This window comes from Symploca atlantica LB2515 (assembly GCF_052546295.1).
Genome location: NZ_JBQWMT010000001.1, coordinates 1390225 through 1407392 on the forward strand (window position 1 = coordinate 1390225; position 17168 = coordinate 1407392).

12 protein-coding genes are annotated in these 17168 nt (G+C 42.6%); 3 read left to right on the forward strand and 9 right to left on the reverse strand.

What is annotated here, in order from left to right; all coding sequences use genetic code 11:
* Positions 1–512: 512 nt before the first annotated feature.
* Positions 513–1067: an adenylyl-sulfate kinase gene (gene cysC, locus ACT7WV_RS05950; protein WP_445102020.1), complete on the forward strand. Its 555-nt coding sequence runs from the start codon at positions 513–515 to the stop codon at positions 1065–1067.
* A gap of 339 nt (positions 1068–1406) precedes the next feature.
* On the opposite strand, the gene ACT7WV_RS05955 is transcribed toward cysC, so the two are convergent.
* From ACT7WV_RS05955 to ACT7WV_RS05975, 5 genes are all read right to left on the reverse strand, one after another.
* A complete protein-coding gene (locus tag ACT7WV_RS05955; protein WP_445102021.1) occupies positions 1407–2549 on the reverse strand; it encodes a polysaccharide biosynthesis/export family protein in 1143 nt (380 codons plus the stop codon).
* Positions 2550–2579: 30 nt separating this feature from the next.
* Entirely contained in the window at positions 2580–4793 is a 2214-nt protein-coding gene (locus ACT7WV_RS05960) for a GumC family protein (RefSeq protein ID WP_445102022.1), read from the reverse strand.
* 155 nt (positions 4794–4948) lie between these two features.
* Positions 4949–5080 carry a hypothetical protein gene (locus tag ACT7WV_RS05965; RefSeq protein WP_445102023.1) on the reverse strand — a complete coding sequence of 44 codons (132 nt, stop codon included), beginning with the start codon at positions 5078–5080 and terminating at the stop codon, positions 4949–4951.
* Positions 5081–5189: 109 nt separating this feature from the next.
* The gene (locus ACT7WV_RS05970; protein ID WP_445102024.1) at positions 5190–6617 is read right to left on the reverse strand and encodes a sugar transferase; all 1428 of its coding nucleotides are present in this window, start codon (positions 6615–6617) and stop codon (positions 5190–5192) included.
* A 1077-nt stretch (positions 6618–7694) separates the two neighbouring features.
* Positions 7695–8804, reverse strand: coding sequence for a protein kinase domain-containing protein (locus ACT7WV_RS05975; protein WP_445102025.1), 1110 nt, complete (start codon positions 8802–8804; stop codon positions 7695–7697).
* A 138-nt stretch (positions 8805–8942) separates the two neighbouring features.
* Here ACT7WV_RS05975 and ACT7WV_RS05980 point away from each other — a divergent pair, with 138 nt between their 5' ends.
* On the forward strand, positions 8943–9686 hold the full coding sequence (locus tag ACT7WV_RS05980) for a DUF561 domain-containing protein (protein WP_445102026.1): 744 nt from the start codon (positions 8943–8945) through the stop codon (positions 9684–9686).
* 57 nt (positions 9687–9743) lie between these two features.
* Here the strand turns inward: ACT7WV_RS05980 and ACT7WV_RS05985 are convergent, their stop codons facing one another.
* Entirely contained in the window at positions 9744–10874 is a 1131-nt protein-coding gene (locus tag ACT7WV_RS05985) for a DegT/DnrJ/EryC1/StrS family aminotransferase (protein ID WP_445102027.1), read from the reverse strand.
* Positions 10875–11391: 517 nt separating this feature from the next.
* Here ACT7WV_RS05985 and ACT7WV_RS05990 point away from each other — a divergent pair.
* Positions 11392–12171: an ABC transporter permease gene (locus tag ACT7WV_RS05990; RefSeq protein WP_445102028.1), complete on the forward strand. Its 780-nt coding sequence runs from the start codon at positions 11392–11394 to the stop codon at positions 12169–12171.
* Between the two features lie 54 nt (positions 12172–12225).
* On the opposite strand, the gene ACT7WV_RS05995 is transcribed toward ACT7WV_RS05990, so the two are convergent.
* From ACT7WV_RS05995 to ACT7WV_RS06005, 3 genes are all read right to left on the reverse strand, one after another.
* Positions 12226–13305 (reverse strand): adenylate/guanylate cyclase domain-containing protein, encoded by a 1080-nt coding sequence (locus ACT7WV_RS05995; protein ID WP_445102029.1) that lies wholly within the window; start codon positions 13303–13305, stop codon positions 12226–12228.
* Positions 13302–15251, reverse strand: a complete 1950-nt coding sequence (locus tag ACT7WV_RS06000; protein WP_445102030.1) for a response regulator — start codon at positions 15249–15251, stop codon at positions 13302–13304. Before ACT7WV_RS06000 ends, ACT7WV_RS05995 begins: the two co-directional genes overlap by 4 nt.
* A 412-nt stretch (positions 15252–15663) precedes the next feature.
* Entirely contained in the window at positions 15664–17070 is a 1407-nt protein-coding gene (locus ACT7WV_RS06005; RefSeq protein WP_445102031.1) for a hypothetical protein, read from the reverse strand.
* Positions 17071–17168: the final 98 nt, after the last annotated feature.

The following is a 17168-nucleotide window of genomic DNA, read 5'->3' on the forward strand; positions in this document are numbered from 1 at the left end:
TATATTTTCAGATATGGAGCTAATTCACAGCTTACAAAAAACGCTTTTTGGGTAAAAATAGTTATTCAATGCCTGATTTTGTTTAGGGGTTCTCTGAATTACATAACTGTTCAATTTATGATAAAAACACCTGAAAAAACCTGGCGTGCTTTGCAGGTAGTCGTTTGTGAAATTTAGTGTTAGACTCTTGCTAACTTGTCTGCTAGGCTCACGATCAGCCTCTACCCAAAATTAGAATATTCAGGATGAAAGCTAATAACCTTAGCAAAATAATCTGTGAAGTTGCAACTTTAATCTAGCAGCTAGAAGAAGATTTAAGTTGAGTGGACATAAATATGCTGAGTAAGATGATAGTGCTGCTCAATCCGTAACAGCGTTGCTAAGTCATCTATCTAAAACGGCATTTTCGACATTAAATTATGCCTAATTGCTCAGCACGAGTCGCTAACAGAATTAGGACAACATTGGTCTTCTTGCAAAACCCTACCCCAAATTATTAGGAGAAAATTGTCATGGAAAAGTCTGGTGTAACGGTCTGGTTTACTGGTTTGAGTGGTGCGGGAAAAACCACTATCACTCGGGCAGTTGCTGAAGCTTTGCAATCGCAAGGAAGTAATTTAGAAATCTTGGACGGCGACGTAGTACGCGAGAACCTAACTAAAGGGTTAGGCTTTAGTAAAGCAGACAGAGATGAAAACGTCCGCCGCATTGGCTTTGTTTCTCATCTTCTAACCAGAAATGGAGTGATTGTTTTAGTATCAGCTATATCACCATATCGTGAAATCAGGGAAGAGCTGAAGCAAAAAATTGGAGACTTTGTAGAAGTCTATGTTAATGCTCCCTTAGCAGTCTGCGAAGATAGAGATGTCAAAGGGCTTTACAAACGAGCACGTTCAGGAGAAATTAAAAGTTTCACTGGAATTGATGACCCTTACGAACCACCTCTCAACCCCACCGTTGAATGTCGCACTGACATTGAAGAATTATCAGAGAGTGTGTCAAAAGTCTTGAATAAACTTGAAGAGTTAGGTTATTTATCTAAAAATAAAGTCGCTCAAGAAGTCTAGCACTCTGTTTTAGTAATCACTAAGAAAACTATCACTGTAATTTAGTCTTTTCACCACTTTAGATATTTCAAAGTGGTGAAAGATTTTTTTTGCTACAACAGAGAGCTAAAAAATCCTTCCTTCGACCATTTCGTCTGCTTAGAGAATTGGGAATAACTAATTAGCTACGGCTCCAAACAACCAAAAAGCTTGAAGCATAACTTGATAAACCGGAAACACTGATCCAGCATTTCCGGCTTATTTAATCAACAAAAGCGACATTGCAGAGTTACAAGATAATTGGTGATTCTTGTCTCCCTTGTTCTCTACTTAATCTAGACACAAAACAACTCAAAGCTCTTAGAATAGCGGAAATGGAATCAGAAAGCGCAAGATATTTAGTATTGTATTTATTGGTCTACCCACCCGATCAACAGTATCTGCTGTCTTAGCAGTCTTTGTCTTAGGTACAATAATCACGTCCCCTTCCAAAATTTGCTCGTTATCGGTCAAACTGGTCAGATCAACCTGCTGACTCTCCACAGTTCCTGCCTCATTCAAACGAATAAATGCTACTTCGCTCAGTTTGGCATCATCGGTTGGGCCACCAGCGATCGCAACTGCGCTGGAAAGAGAACTGTTTGGCGGAACTTGTACTTCTCCGGGACGTTTTACTTCTCCTACTACCCGCACCTTGACAGTACTCGGTGCTAAGCTTGATCTGGCAACTAATCTGCGGTCTAGAGTTTCATCTCCAGTTAATTTAGGCACAAAAATTGAGTCTCCGTCCTGCAAAATCAGGTCTTGGGGTGCCTGTTCTGACCGCAGAGCGTCCCAAAGATTGATGGTAGTTGTAGTAGATCTACCCCCAGGCAAAGAGCGCCTCAAAACAATCTGACGAATATCTGCATATTGACTTACTCCCCCCGCTTCCATCAGAGCTGAACTGACCGTCGGTGCTCCTTCTAGAGAAGCTCTCACAGTACTACCACTATTGCTAACAGTAGTAGTAGTCAGACTACGCAGCTGCACTGGCCCTGGACGCTGTACTTCTCCAGCAACATTGATTAAAACTGGCCTTAAAGTATTTAAATTAACAGAGACAACTGGATTTACTAGATAAGCATCTAAGCGTGCCGTTAGTTCTTGGGCCAGCCCGTCGGGAGTTTTGTCTGCTGCCATGATGCTGCCAACAACTGGTAGCGATATCGTACCATCAGGCAAAATTACCTTACCTCCCGTAAATTCTTCGTAGCCAAACACGGTGATTTCGATTTGATCACCAGGCCCGAGAATGTAAACAGGTTTTATCGCTTCGGTTGAATTAAAAGTTGTAGCTTCCGTTTGATTAAAAGGTAAAGCCTGCGTCTCTGTAGAAGGTAAAACCTCTATTTCTTCAAAACTCGGTATTTGAGCGAAAGCAGGAAAGGGAAGTGCGGAACAAAACAGCAGTGTTGCCGTGATTGACTGAGGAACTCTCAAATAACTATGTAGATTGAGCATAAATTATGATCACTATTCGTTAGCACTGATTTAGGAGCGCTCAAGATCACTGCTAGAGTTCGATGTTGTTGCTCCCAGGCTGGCTGCATCTTGGGCGTTATATTGTTCCTGTTTGTGGTAGAAATAGCTGTCTGGTTCGTTACCCAGAATGACGCCGTTGGTCACGATGCCTAAAACATTTTGCCCGGAACGTATTAGCAAATCTTTAGCAGCCTTAGCGCTTGCAGAGTCCAAGACTCCCGGTCGAACCACCATTAAAACGCCGTCGGCCATTTTGCCCAAAATCGGGGCATCAGCAACACCAACCAAAGGAGGGGTATCAACAATGACCGCATCGTAGGTTTCGGAGAAAGTCTCTATCAATGAAGCCATCCGCTTGGAATCTAGAAGGGCCACAGAATTAGGAGGTATTACCCCGGCGGTCAGTACATCTAGCCCCGGCATGACTTCCCTGACAGCACTGCTAAATTCTGCCTCACCGACCAGAACATTACTTAAACCCACTGCGTTAGTTAGATCCCAGATATGATGCTGATCAGGATGACGCATATCTCCATCCACTAGTAGTACTCGCCGTCCCACTTGAGCCATGGCCGCTGCTAAATTGGCCGAGACTTCCGACTTGCCCTCGTGATGAATAGAACTTGTGACGACAATCGCTTTAATTGCTTTATCTGAACTGAGAAATTTCAGATTAGCTTGAAGCATTTGATAGGCTTCACTGATGGGAGAGCGAGGCAAATCTCTAGCAAAAATTGGCGGCACACTCGGTTCGGAGTACCCAAAAAAATGTCTAGCTTTTCTAGATTTTCCATGGGAAGGAATCACACCTAGCAGGGTAGAACCAAATAGTTCTCTTGATTCTTTGACAGTTTTAATAGAGGTGTCTATCATATCTAGTAAGAAGGCAGTAGTTATACCCAACAAGATACCGACTAAACCTCCTGCTGCCAGAATCAGTTTTTTCTTCGAGGCAATAGGATTTTCAGGAACTAAGGCAGTTGAAATAACTCGGGCATTACCTACATTTTGATTTTCTGCAACTCGTGTTTCTTGAAGACTATTCAACAGAATTTCGTAGGTAGACTGAGCTGCCTCTAACTTCCGTTCAAGTTCCCGCTGACTCTGCTCTAGTCTTGGCAAAACGTTAGACCGCTGTTTGTAAGCAGACTGAGCATTTCGGAGAACGGTAACCTGGTCGGCCAAACCAGAGCGCTCTACTTCTGACTTCACCAAATCTGCGGTCAGGTTTTCTCTGAGCTGTCCAATTTGTAAGTTGTCCACCGGTGCTTGTTGACCACCAAGTACCTGTGCTACTCGCTCTTGCAGTAAGGCTTCTAGTGCCGCAGCCTTGCGCTCTAAGGTGTCTATGGTAGGGTATCCTTCTTTGTAGCGGGTTCGCTCAACTGCTAGCTCGCCTTGTACCTTCTGGAATTCTTCAAGTACCTGCTGCACTGCCTCAGACTGGCTCAAGGAACTAACGGCTACAGCTTGCTCAGAATTCAAGCCGATTTGATTGCGGAGTGCTGTAGACCTAGCACTAGCATCTGCCAATTTAGCTTCAGCTTGAGCAATTTGCTTATCTAAATCTGAAATAATACCCACCGAGGCATTAGCTTCCTGATCCAGGGCTATGACTTTATTTTGTTCTTTAAACCGACGCAAGCCTTCTTCTGCCTGACTAACGTTGGCTTCAACTTTTGGTAGTTGCTCAGCAATAAATTCGCGAGCTGCCACCGCTTTAGCCCGGTTAGTTTGTATATCGTTCTGTATATAAACTTCCATGATTTTATTAACCACGGATGCAGCTGTTGCAGGATCATCGGCTTCATAGGAAATCTGCATTACATCTGTATCGGTAACAGTTTTTACCTCTAAATCTGCCGAGATCTTCTTTGGGTTAAGGGGCTCGCCCTCTTCGTTTGTCAGTCCTAGTGCCTCTACAGTCTTTTCTGCAATGGGGCGAGAACGAATAATTTCTGCTTCCGTTGATAGAGGATTGCTTTTTGAACTCAGACCCTTAAGGTCTCCAATTTCATTCTTCAACCCTGCCAGTGCAGAAGTACTATCTTCTTTGAACAAGAGTTTACCTTCTGCCATATAGGCAGCCTCTTGCCGAGACACAGCAAAGGCTGAAAGTGCTACCGCAATGGCAAAAACCCCTGTAGCAGGGAACCAGCGACGTTTCAGTACTAGCCAGTACTTCTGAAAATCTATTTCTTCTGAGTATTCGATAGGTTCCATAAAGGCTCATCAAAAAGGTTGAGTACAAGTAAAATAATTAGTAGAGAAATAGTTCCTATCTAATGATGAACGTGACAGGTCACCTGCTTGGGTAACTGCACAAAACTCCTGAAGATCATACTAAGTATACTTTTCATCGCTTTCTGACCTTTAATCTAGAAACCCTCTACTTCTATTTTCAGATTCGTCTCTGCTGAATCGGGATAGTTTGTCACCTTAATGAAGGAAAGTTTGACGGTTGTGTTGATTGACTTGACAATGCCGTTAATTTTCAAGAAAAATGACATTGTCAAGTTAATACACTTGTATTAAAGGCAACCTATAATTTCCGATCTCCTAGCTCTGAAACTTGAGCAACAGATAATTGACCAGGTGATGATTACTCTTCCCGTCATCCTAGTAGGCACCTTCTTTTAACAGCACTACTTTGATTGTCTTCAGCAAAATTTTGAAATCTAGAGCAAGAGACCAGTGCTGAATATAGGTCATGTCCAAGGAGAAAACTTCATCAGAATTGACATCAGAACGACCACCAACTTGCCACAAACCAGTAATCCCCGGCAACACTTCCTGACGCAGAAAGTGATGTTCAGCAAATTTTTCTACGTCTCTAACTGGTAGTGGACGAGGGCCAACCAGACTCATTTCTCCCCGCAGAACATTGAACAGCTGGGGTAACTCGTCTAAGCTATAGCGACGGAGAAACTTACCTACTTTAGTGATACGCGGGTCATCTTTAATCTTAAAAAGTACCCCCCCTTTGACTTCATTTTGTGCTTCTAGTTCTTTTTGTAACTTGTCCGCATTAATTACCATCGTGCGGAATTTCCAGACCTGGAAGTGGCAATTCTTCAAACCAACGCGATTTTGCTTGTAGAAAATTGGTCCAGGTGAGTCAAGTTTGATCAAAATAGCAATCAGCGACATCGGCAAACTGATTAGCAACAAAATTATAGAAGAAGCTACAAGATCGAAAGCGCGTTTTAGCCAAAAATCGCCACCGATAATAGGAGGAGAACTAAAGCGAATAGTGGTGAACCCGTCAATCATCTTAATGTCAGACCACTGTTGAGGTAACTCCAAACTGATAGGTAGAACTCTTAACTGAATTCCGGCAGATTTTAGTTCCCAGAAGAAAATTATAGGATCTTTGACAGATTGCCAGGAACAAATAAAGATCTCACTGACTCTCCAGTTGCGGATCTTTTCGAGTGTATCTGACCATTGCTCAGGATTACTTCGCACAGATAAATCTGCCGCACCCTGGATATTAAATTGTTTAGTGCGCCCCAGTAATTTTTTTGCTTTCTCTGTATCTTCCGGGTTGCCCAGTAGAAAAACTCGTTTCTGGAAAGCTACGTTTTTACTACGGAGGCTAACAATAGCCAACTGAATGAGTAAGCGCTCAGCATTAACGAAAATGATAGTGAGTAGCCAAGCTAGCAAAAAGACAGAACGAGATATCCCAACTTCCGGCTGATAGAGGAAAGCTGTAATCAACAAGATGGTCTGACCAAGGGTAAGTGATTTACTCAGGTTTATGTAGCTACGCTTTTTATCGTCACTTCCATAACATCCAGAGGCAGCTAGAATACCTAAATTAATCACCAACATTGTTAGCAGAAAACCAAGCTGCTGATCGAGCTTCAATAAAAAATTAAACTTCTCAACTGGAGTTCCTAATTTATCTGCAATAACCCAAGCTACAGAAAGAGCAAGGCTATCTATAAAAACTAGAAGATTAATCCGAAGCCAGCTAAGGCTAATTTCCGAGCTAATTTTGGTAACTGTTGGAGACCGAAGATCACAGTTTCGTGTATACATGGTGTTAAAAAAAACCTTCAACCCTTGAGCAATCAAATGCACCTAAGATCCGAAACCCTTGACAAGTGTAGTGAGTATTAAACTCTTCAAGATACTAATGATCTGATTAACAGATCAAAATCTCAGCACTTAGATGAAGCCCGGTGTCAAACTAAGAACATGTTGGACAAGTTTAGGTTTATTTCTTCTGCAACCTATTTCTAGACGCTATCAAAGATTGATTGTTCCTAAACTTAATTAACTGGCAAAACACCCAAAGCAGTCTGGCAAACTTTAAAAGCATTCTCTTCGGTAAATACACCTTAGTTTGCCCCCAGTATTGGTTAACGTTGAGAGTTTTTTACTAATTGCTTACTCCCACCATTAATCATTCTTGTGCTACCTGATTAATGTCCCGTAAATCTCTGACTTACTTTGAGGCTCAACACCTTTTTTATTCGGGGGTAAGTTTACGGGCGCATTTCATGTTTTGCCGATGCCTCATGTTCAAGTTAGCAAGTATACCACTGTTTAACTCTCTATCTGACGATGGAGATAATTCAATTTTTTTTTAAGTCTCTATCTTCAGATGGAGATGTCTCTCTTTTCTATTTTTATATTTACCAACAGGCTAATCAGGAAGTATTCCTAGTTTAAATCTTGGCACATTTAACCCTATATGTGCCTAGGTTATATCTAAATTTTTGATGATTTTTTATGCTACAGCTAGAGATTATTGAGAGTCTATCTGTAGATTAATTGCTGATTAAAACTTTAATTTCTTCCAATGAAAATTCTTGAATTTTAAGAATATTTGTTGATATATGCAATAGAAATAATTATTCCTTCAGAGGATAATTAGCTTCACAATAAATATCAATTTTTTGTTTTTATAGAGAAAAATTACCTCAGATTTATCTCTTTGTCTAAAGATTATTTTAGGTAAAAAACTAGCGAGCTAGTTGTGCATTGCAATCACGCCAGTATCCCAGGAAAATTCATCAAAAATTCCCTAGCTCTTTGAGATTTTTTCTTGTCAGAGAAATCTAGGCATTCCTGACTAAGTTGTTCTCAATTAACCAAATTTTAGTGGCAATTTCAGGATGAATTGCCAGACTTATTGAGTAGGTTAGAAATTTTTGAACGGCGACGCAGCCGCTGTTTTTCTTGCCTCCGGTTTTTCCAGTCTCTAATGGCAACTGCAGTTTGTGCCGCAGGAGAACGATGGCTACCAGGTTTACTTTTGTTTTTACTGGCTGCCTCGTAAAAGTCCGGCTGATGTCGTACACACAGACACTCGGCCAGATTATCTTGATGCAGTTCGCTCTCTAAAGCTCGCAAGATTGCCTGAGCAGACTGATAGCGTTCTTGCAAAGAAACTTTGAGCATTTTCCCCAAAATCTTTGCTAAGGATTCACTAACGTTAGCTGTATCTTGCCAGCGTAACTCGCCATTTTTGAGGTCGCTCTTAAATTCTAACGGCGCTTTTCCTGTTAGCAAATAAAGACAAGTAACACCCAGTGAATAAAGATCACTGCCAAACACTGGTCGCAGGTAAAATTGTTCCGGCGGTGCGAAACCTACAGTACCAATGAAGTGAGTAGTTGGCATCTTACCACTGCTATCCCCTGCAGGGGTAATCACTTCCTTAACTGCGCCAAAATCAATCAGAACCAGTCTCCCATCATCTTGACAACGAATAATATTCTGGGGCTTAATATCCCGATGAATTACCTGATTTTCGTGAACATACTGCAACAAAGGCAACATTTCTCGTAAGAAGCTTTTAACTGCCGTTTCCGATACACAGCCATAACGCCTTACTAGTCTTGCCAGAGTACTGCCGTTTACATATTCCTGCACTAGGTAAAATTCCCCGTCAGCGACAAAATAATCTAGCAGCATGGGGATCTGAGAGTGATTGCCTAGCTTGACGAGTGTTTCCGCTTCTCGCTTGAAGCGCACCCTAGCCTTTTCTAAAGCCGGGGGATCATTGACTTTGGGACACAACTGCTTAATTACGCACAAGGGGTTACCAGGCAAAGACACATCCCTGGCAAGAAAAGTGAGGCCAAAACCGCCTCGACCAATCATCCGCAACACTTGGTAGCGGTCGCGAAATAGCTGTTCTTGGCCACACAACTGACCTAGCTGAGTATTTTGCAAAACCTCAGGGCGAAACGAATAAAGGTTTCCGGGAAAATTCATGAATTTTCGAGGACGAGAAGAGACTAAATCTCCGGTATGCTTTTAGTCTAGGCAAATAACTTCCCTTTCGACCAACTTCTTAATTTAGAAGTAATCAGGGAAAAATAGTTTTTCAAGAGATAAGAGGCTCCACAACTTATGCATCCTACACTAAAGAAAGCATTCGACCAGAACCGAGCCCTCAAGGTAATCAGCGGTTTGAATAACTTTGACGCCACAAATGTGGCTGCCATAGTTAAGGCGGCTGACAGAGGTGGTGCTACTTTCGTAGATATCGCCGCCGACCCAGATTTGGTAAAGTTAGCCAAGGAGCTAACTAATCTACCAATTTGTGTTTCAGCGGTGGAACCAGATCAGTTAGTTATCGCCACTCAGGCTGGCGCCGATCTTATCGAAATTGGTAACTTCGATAGCTTTTATGCTCAAGGGAGACGGTTTGAGGCCCCAGAGGTGTTGGCAATTACCAAAAAAACGCGATCGCTTCTACCTAATGTCACCCTGTCTGTCACTGTCCCTCACATCCTAACCCTTGATCAGCAGGCGCAACTAGCAGAAGAATTGGTAAAAGCAGGCGCAGACATTATCCAAACTGAAGGTGGAACCAGTAGCCAGCCGCGTTCAGCCGGGACACTAGGTTTAATGGAAAAAGCCGCACCTACCTTAGCCGCAGCTTATGAAATTTCTCGTGCTGTGTCAGTGCCAGTACTCTGTGCTTCCGGTTTATCTAATGTAACCGTACCCATGGCAATTGCTGCTGGTGCCCAGGGTGTTGGTATTGGTTCAGCCATCAATCAGTTAGATAATCAACTGGCGATGATTGCCGTCATCCGTAGCCTGGTAGAAGCTCTTGAAGGGTCAAAGATCAAAACGTTGAACGGTTAAAGTTTAGCTGGTTAGCAGGTTGAAGGTTAGTAGATTGTAATCTTCAACCTGCAACTCTTAACCGACCAAACAATCCTTCAACTGATAAACCACCTGCTGCTGTTCCTGGAAGGAAAGTTCTGGGAACATTGGCAGAGATAATACTTGATGGCAGACTTGCTCGCAGACTGGTAGCTGACCAGCTTGGTAGCCTAAATCTTGGTATACTGGCTGCAAATGCAAAGGTAGTGGGTAATAGACCATCGAACCAATACCCATTTGTTGTAGCTTAGAGCGTATTTGATCCCGATAGCTGCTAGTACGACCGTCTTTAGTTAAACGAATTGTGTACTGATTCCAGACAGAACGTCCACCATCAGTTTCCTGAGGAATCACTATCCCTGGTACTGGCTGCAGTAGCTGGTAATAATTGGCAGCAATCTGGCGACGGGCATCATTCCATTGCTCCAGATAAGACAACTTAATTTGGAGAATGGCGGCTTGTAGAGCATCCAAACGGCTATTGATACCTGTTAGTTGATGATAATAACCAGAGCGTCTGCCGTGGTCTCGCAGCATCCGGATAGGCTCTGCTAAACTTCGATCATTGGTAACTACTGCACCACCATCGCCACAAGCTCCCAGATTCTTGGTGGGATAGAAGCTAAAACAGCCAATATGTCCGATGCTCCCCACCTTTTGTGCCGCCCATTCGGCACCAGTGGCCTGGGCACAGTCTTCAATCACAAGAATATTGTGTGCTTGTGCTATCTTCATCAGAGCAGTCATGTCCATCGGTTGCCCAAACAGATGAACTGGTATGATTGCTTTCGTTTTGTCGGTAATGGCTGTAGCAATCTGGGCGAGATCAAGATTGAAGCTTTGGGCATCAATATCGACAAAAACTGGTTTGGCACCAACTGCAGCGATCATTTCAGTGGTGGCAATAAAAGTTAAAGGTGTGGTAATCACCTCATCTCCAGCTCCGATTTGTAAAGCCCGTAGCGCCAGATAAAGGGCATCAGTGCCAGAATTGCAGCTTAAGCACTCTGAGACGCCCATATAAGCAGCAAACTGTTGCTCAAAGCTTTCTACTAGGGAACCACCGATATAACCTCCTGATGCCAGAACCTCCTGTGCAGCATCACTGATCTGTTTACCAATAGTTTGGTACTGCCGCGTCAGGTCAAAAGGGGGAATTTTTTTCACTCGTTCACACCTATAATTTCTACATAAATTAAGCAAGCAAAAAAGCCCACTCCTCAGCTGCAATTGAGTTTTGGCTCAATTATTCGTCAATCTGCGCGGCATTAAGCCGATGAATTGACGCGCTATCCATCCCCACTGTAAGAACGGGTAGGGAATTCCGCTAATTTGTTAAATCAATGATAAAGCTATGGGTAAAATGTCGAGCAGGTTAACCAGAGGTATTAACTAATTGCCAGCTAAGCAAATTGCACCACAAGAGTTTCAATAGATACAACATGACCTGCTCACTGCACTCTAAGCTTGCACCATTCTCAGAAAGTAGAGCGTGATCAATACCGCTTTACTGGAAAGTTATTAGCTGAAAAATTTAGAGGGGATAAAGCAGATCAAGACAGAAATATTAGTAGTTACCTTCACCGATTGGCAAACAACAATCTTCCTGAATCCTGCTTTCTAGCCTTGCCAGTACACCAGAGGGTATCCCGAATTTTGTTAACTTTGACCCCAAGGAGGAAAGGTGGATTCTTTAATTGAACTTGAGCAGACGGATTTGCTTTGGGCATTGGGGATGATCGCACTCGCCATTGGTTTGTCGAGTACTCTGAGATTGAAATTAGAGATTCCAATAGCGATCGCGACAGGAAGAACCCTCTTGCAGCTACTAGTTGTCGGCTCGGTACTAGCTGTAATTTATCAATTAAACAACCCCATAGCTGTTCTGAGTGTTGTTCTGATCATGCTACTGATCACCACAATCACGGCCCGCAATCGCATCGGCAAAAAAATTCCCCGGCTTTTTCTTGTGGTGTTCGGTTCGATTTTTTTCAGTGCAGCTTTGACTTTGAGTTATACACTCTTACTGATTATTCAACCAGAAACCTGGTACGATCCACAGTATCTAGTTCCTTTAGCGAGTATTGTGCTGGGACAGGCGATGAATGGAGCCGCGATCGCTGGCGAGCGCCTTGTCAATACAATTAGCAACAGCCGTCTGGAAATTGAAACCCATCTCAGCTTGGGAGCAACACCACAACAGGCGGTGGCAAGATACCGTCAAGATGCCATCCGCACCGGATTGATTCCCACCATCAACTCGATGACGGTAGTTGGGATGGTCACCTTACCGGGAATTTTCACAGGTCAACTGCTCAGTGGTATTGATCCTCTCAATGCCGCTTCCTATCAGATACTGATTATGTTTATACTTGCCTTTACTAACCTGGTCACCACGCTGCTGGTTACTCAAGGACTGACACGCCAATTTTTCAATGCTCAGGCCCAACTGCGGCTACCTTAAGCAACGAGAGGAAGTTCAGGAGATGGTCAAGCAAAAACTTGCTCCAGAAAGTAATTAGCCGAATGTAATCTCAAAACTTGAGGACTTTCTACCAATGAGCCAATAAGTAATCATTGCCCCCCTACCCTTGACCAGGAGCGCGCCTCTTTTCTCAAACTGATACTGATCTTGCAAGCGCTTATAGGTAGCCTCTGTTACTTGAATTCTACCTGCTTCTCCCTGAGACTCCATCCGAGAGGCAAGATTCACGGTATCTCCCCAAACATCGTAGGCAAATTTCTTGATGCCAATCACGGCTGCTACCACTGGACCACCAGTATTGATACCGATGCGGAGGCGGAGGGGTTCTCCGGTTGGCCAGTGGAACCGAGTGATTACTTGCTGCATATCCAGTGCCATCTCAGCAATAGCTTGAGCATGATCCGTGCGTACTACTGGCAGTCCTCCTGCCACAAAATAAGAGTCGCCAATGGTTCTAATTTTTTCGACGCCGTGGTGCTGAGCCAACTGGTCAAAAGCAGAGAATACTTGATTGAGCAAACTAACTACTGCCACCGGAGGCATCAAGCTAGACTGAGGAGTAAATTCAGCAATATCGGCAAACAAAAATGTTGCTTCCTCAAATTGTGTAGGTGTAGCGCTTGATTTTTGTTTTAACTCTTCAACAATTGCCTGGGGCAAAATATTGAGCAATAAGCGCTCGGAATTTTTCTGTTCTCGGCGCAGTGCATTTTGCAACGCCTGGAGATTGAGGTGAATCTGGACACGCGCGAGTACTTCTTCCCCTTGAAACGGCTTAGTGATATAGTCCACGCCACCGGATCTAAAAGCTTTGACTTTATCGAGTACATCATCGAGAGCACTGATAAAAATTACGGGAATTTCTCTAGTTTTGTCATCTGCTTTTAAACGCTCGCAGACTTGGTAGCCATTCATTTCCGGCATCTTGATGTCAAGCAAAATCAGATCCGGTGGTGCAGTTTTGGCAGCTCTCAGGGCAATTTTTCCATCAAGTGCCTTACCGACTTCGTACCCCCGTTTGGTGAGAATTGCCGATAAGAGGCGCAGGTTATTGGGCGTATCATCAACGATGAGAATGTTTCTTTTAGGGGCGTCAGCTTGATTGACGTTCATGCTGTAATCTGAGCTTGTCGAATTAGCTCTATGACTTGATCAAAAAGAAAGTTATTGGCCCAATTCCTTAAGGCGTTCGCTAAAGGGGCATGAACCTCAGGGATTTGCTCGCACAGCCGCAGGATTTTATGGTCGAGGCATTTTAGCGCTGCTTCATTTACTTCTTTCACCCATTCCCTGGGCATTCCGGATAAATGAGCATTGAGGGATTGAGCAACTTCAATTGACCCAGCATCGCTTAAGTAGTTTTTGTCCTCAACTACTAAATTTTCGTAGAGGTAGCGCACTCCTAAATGTTGAGCTATTTTTTCCCAGAGTTCTTCTTGTCGGAAAGGTTTGCGTAGGAAATCATCACAACCTGCTGACAAGACTGTTGAGCGGTTTTCTTCAAAAGCACTAGCCGTCAGAGCAATTATTACCGTTGCTTGACCTTGGGGATGCGCTTTGATGCGCCTGGTGGCTTCGTAGCCATCCATGACAGGCATCCGCATATCCATGAATATGAGGTGCGGTGAGTAATTTGACCAAAGTTCTACGGCTTGTTGACCGTTTTCAGCACTGGCAACACAGAAGCCCACAGATGTCAATAATTTGGTCAGTAGGAGACGATTATCTGGACTATCATCAACTGCTAAGATGCGATATTCCGGTTGGTCAGGTGCTAACTCAATTACTTGGCGACTTTCTTTTTTTATCTGACTTTTTGTAGTTTCAGCAATAGTAATTGGGATATTAAAGGTAAACTTGGTTCCTTGTCCTAGGACACTACTGACCCTAATGTCTCCTTCCATCAGCTGCACAAATTTTTTGCTGATTGCTAAACCTAAACCTGTTCCTTGCTGCGAGTTTTGACCAGTTTGTGTTTGTCCAAAGGCGGTAAATAACTTGTGAATTTCCTCACAAGCAATGCCGGGACCAGTATCTTCTACTTCAAAATAAAGGCGATGAGTGATTGGGTAGGGAGTATTGGCAATAGAGACATCTTTTGGTTTTTTGGGTTCTACTTTCACCCGCAGAATCACACTGCCCTCTTGGGTAAATTTAATCCCGTTGCTTAGAATATTGGTCAAAATTTCACGTAATTTCCCCTCATCAGCGTGCATGTATTGAGGAAGATTTGCATCGCATTCAAAAATTAACTGTAAGCCCTTAGATAAGGCTTTTAGTTGCAGCATCTCTTGAAGGTTTTCCAGTAAGCGGTACAGGTCAAAGTCACTGTTTTTTACAGTACTCCTACCTGCCTCGATTTTGGACATTTGCAGAATGTCGTTGATCAATTCCAGCAGATACTCACTAGAATGGGTAATGATTTCTAGATTTTGTTTTTGTTCCCTCGACAGTTTAGAGTCACGAGTAATCACTTGGGTAAAGCCAAGGATGGCATTGAGGGGAGTGCGCAGTTCATGACTCATATTGGCTAGGAATTCACTCTTAGCTGTGTTAGCAGCATCAGCAGCTTTTTTCGCTGTAGCAAATAGCTGAGATTGAGCTAAGAGCAAAACCTGCATATCAACCAATCGTCGCTGTCCATCTCTCCATTCAATTACTATTGGCTCATAGGCTACAGATACTGGACGCTGAAGGGCTAGTTCTACTGCCTTGTCGATAGAGCAAGTTGCACTTAATACTAGGTATTTCGCGAAAAAGGTTTTTGCATCCGGAATTTTTTCCGCCAGGGCAATCATTCTCCACAGGGATTGTATCGGGCGTCTCAGGAAAATCTCTAATCCATAGGGACGACTAAGCCACTCTAAGAATTTAGTTCTAGAGATCATCCCCACAACTTGATAATTAGCTGTGAGGATCACTCCAGGTAATTCTGGATGTTTCTGAAATGCTTGCGCTACAACGTTGCCCGAAGTTGTTAAGCTAACTTGAAAGTCGTGGCTAGGGAGATCTGCCAGATTGGAATCAAGGGTAAGCCCATCTGGTATTTGAACAGGCACAATTAACTATTTATTGGCGGCTACGATTACTCAGCGTTAACTACTAGAGGTATTCTCTAGATCGCCGACGACTATAAGCACTCTTGTTGATGCTGCGTACCTGAAAAATCTACCTCTGATTCTAGCTGCTTAATTTGAAAAGTACAGTAAAAATAAGAGGAGATAAGTTTTTTTGATTGACTTTAATCGCGATATTCTGTTCTTAGCATAGATTGATTTTAATTGATTACTACTAAGTATAGTTTTGAAAAATATTTTGAACTATTTTTTAACAAATTTTAAAAAAATGATTGTTTATTCTTAACCTTTTTAGGGTAAGGTTACCTATGTTTCGGGTCAAACTTTGGCAAGTTGCTAATTGGTAAGACTCGGCTAACTGGTGGCAAATTCTGATCACCAAGAAATTACTAATCTAATCGGAGTTTGAACTTTTAGCAAAATTAAGATGTGAATTCGGCCAAGGATGACATAATGCTGCTTTGCGATTTTCTAAGAGTTTGGTAACTTCATTGGTAATAATTCTGATCAGATCGACATTGCAACTAGCCAAGAAATCTTCCGAACAAATATTTCCCTGAAAAAAATCTTGCATTTGTTCCTGTATTTTAGAAATACTATCAAATCCAATATACTTAACAACAAATGCCGTTAAAGGAGAAGTTTTTAAGTCATAGTTTGCTCCATTACTTCGCCCTAATTCCAACAAATCTAAAACTTCTTGTTGAATTTCATTGTTTGGTTTGTAAGGATTGAGAATATTAGGGAAAGAATCTCCCAAACGACCTAAAGAAAATCCTGAATCTGGTAATTCTCCCATCATAATTGCTAGAGAAATATCTCGACCTAAGCGTAAAGAGAGCGATTCAAGGATAGCATTAGCTACTAGCTTACTCTCTAAGTAAAGCCTTGCCACCTGCAAATTTCTCCTTGCTTGCTCAACTAAACCATGATAGGTTTGGTCGTCCGGTTCTCCCTGGAACTGCCTAAAAATTAGCTCTGGTTCAAGAAAATTCATCAAGCCTGACATCTTTTGCATGGCTACTCGGTAATCCCGCACGGTGTAAGAGCCTGATTTCAACAGATTATGATTAGTTTCTGGTAACAAACTCCAGGTATTGGCTAAAAAAACAGCGGAACTTGGATGAGCAAAACTACCGACATCCCGATTAGCTAATCTCACAGAACGCTTCACCGTTTGGCTAATTTCTGTCTCGGTCAACTCAAGGTTAAACTGATGATTGATCGACTTTAAGCGCTGGTATAAAATCTCACTGGGACTTAAACCTGATTCCGATTTTAACCGGAAGGGAATCGTAGCTTCGATACAAGCCACAATTTGAAAAATGAGATTTGTACTAAGAAATGGTTCCAGAACCTTGGCAGCAACTACTGCACTCAAAAATTCATTCTGTCCCCCTAGAGGAGAAAGCGCTTGACTTGGAACAAAATTAAATACATCTGCTACTATCTCGAACAGAGAATCGCTTGGTAACTCACTTTTTTCTCGAATAAATAACTCTCCCCTATCTTCTTCAATGAAAGCAGCAAGATAATAAGTGAGGTTGAAATTTACACTCCCATCAACTTGTACATAAACAATATCGTGAAATAAAGCGGCGAGGACTTCGATGGCATCTCTATAGCCACCTACCTCAAAAATATGCTCAGTTGTATGAAAGTAGCGCCAAGGACCAGTCATCGTTTTCACAATAAGCGTGGATATTTTAGCAATGTGGTTGGGAGGAACTTCAACCTGTAGCTGATCTACAACCCAGATTAGTTTCTCCAAGCATTGCTGATGATTTTGTTCAAAATTCATGAAGATCTACCGAATAACTAGAGTTCTCTAAAACTCGACTAGATTTATGTAGATTTTAAAATCCCTTTGCCAAGAAAAGATTAAGAATAAAAATTGCT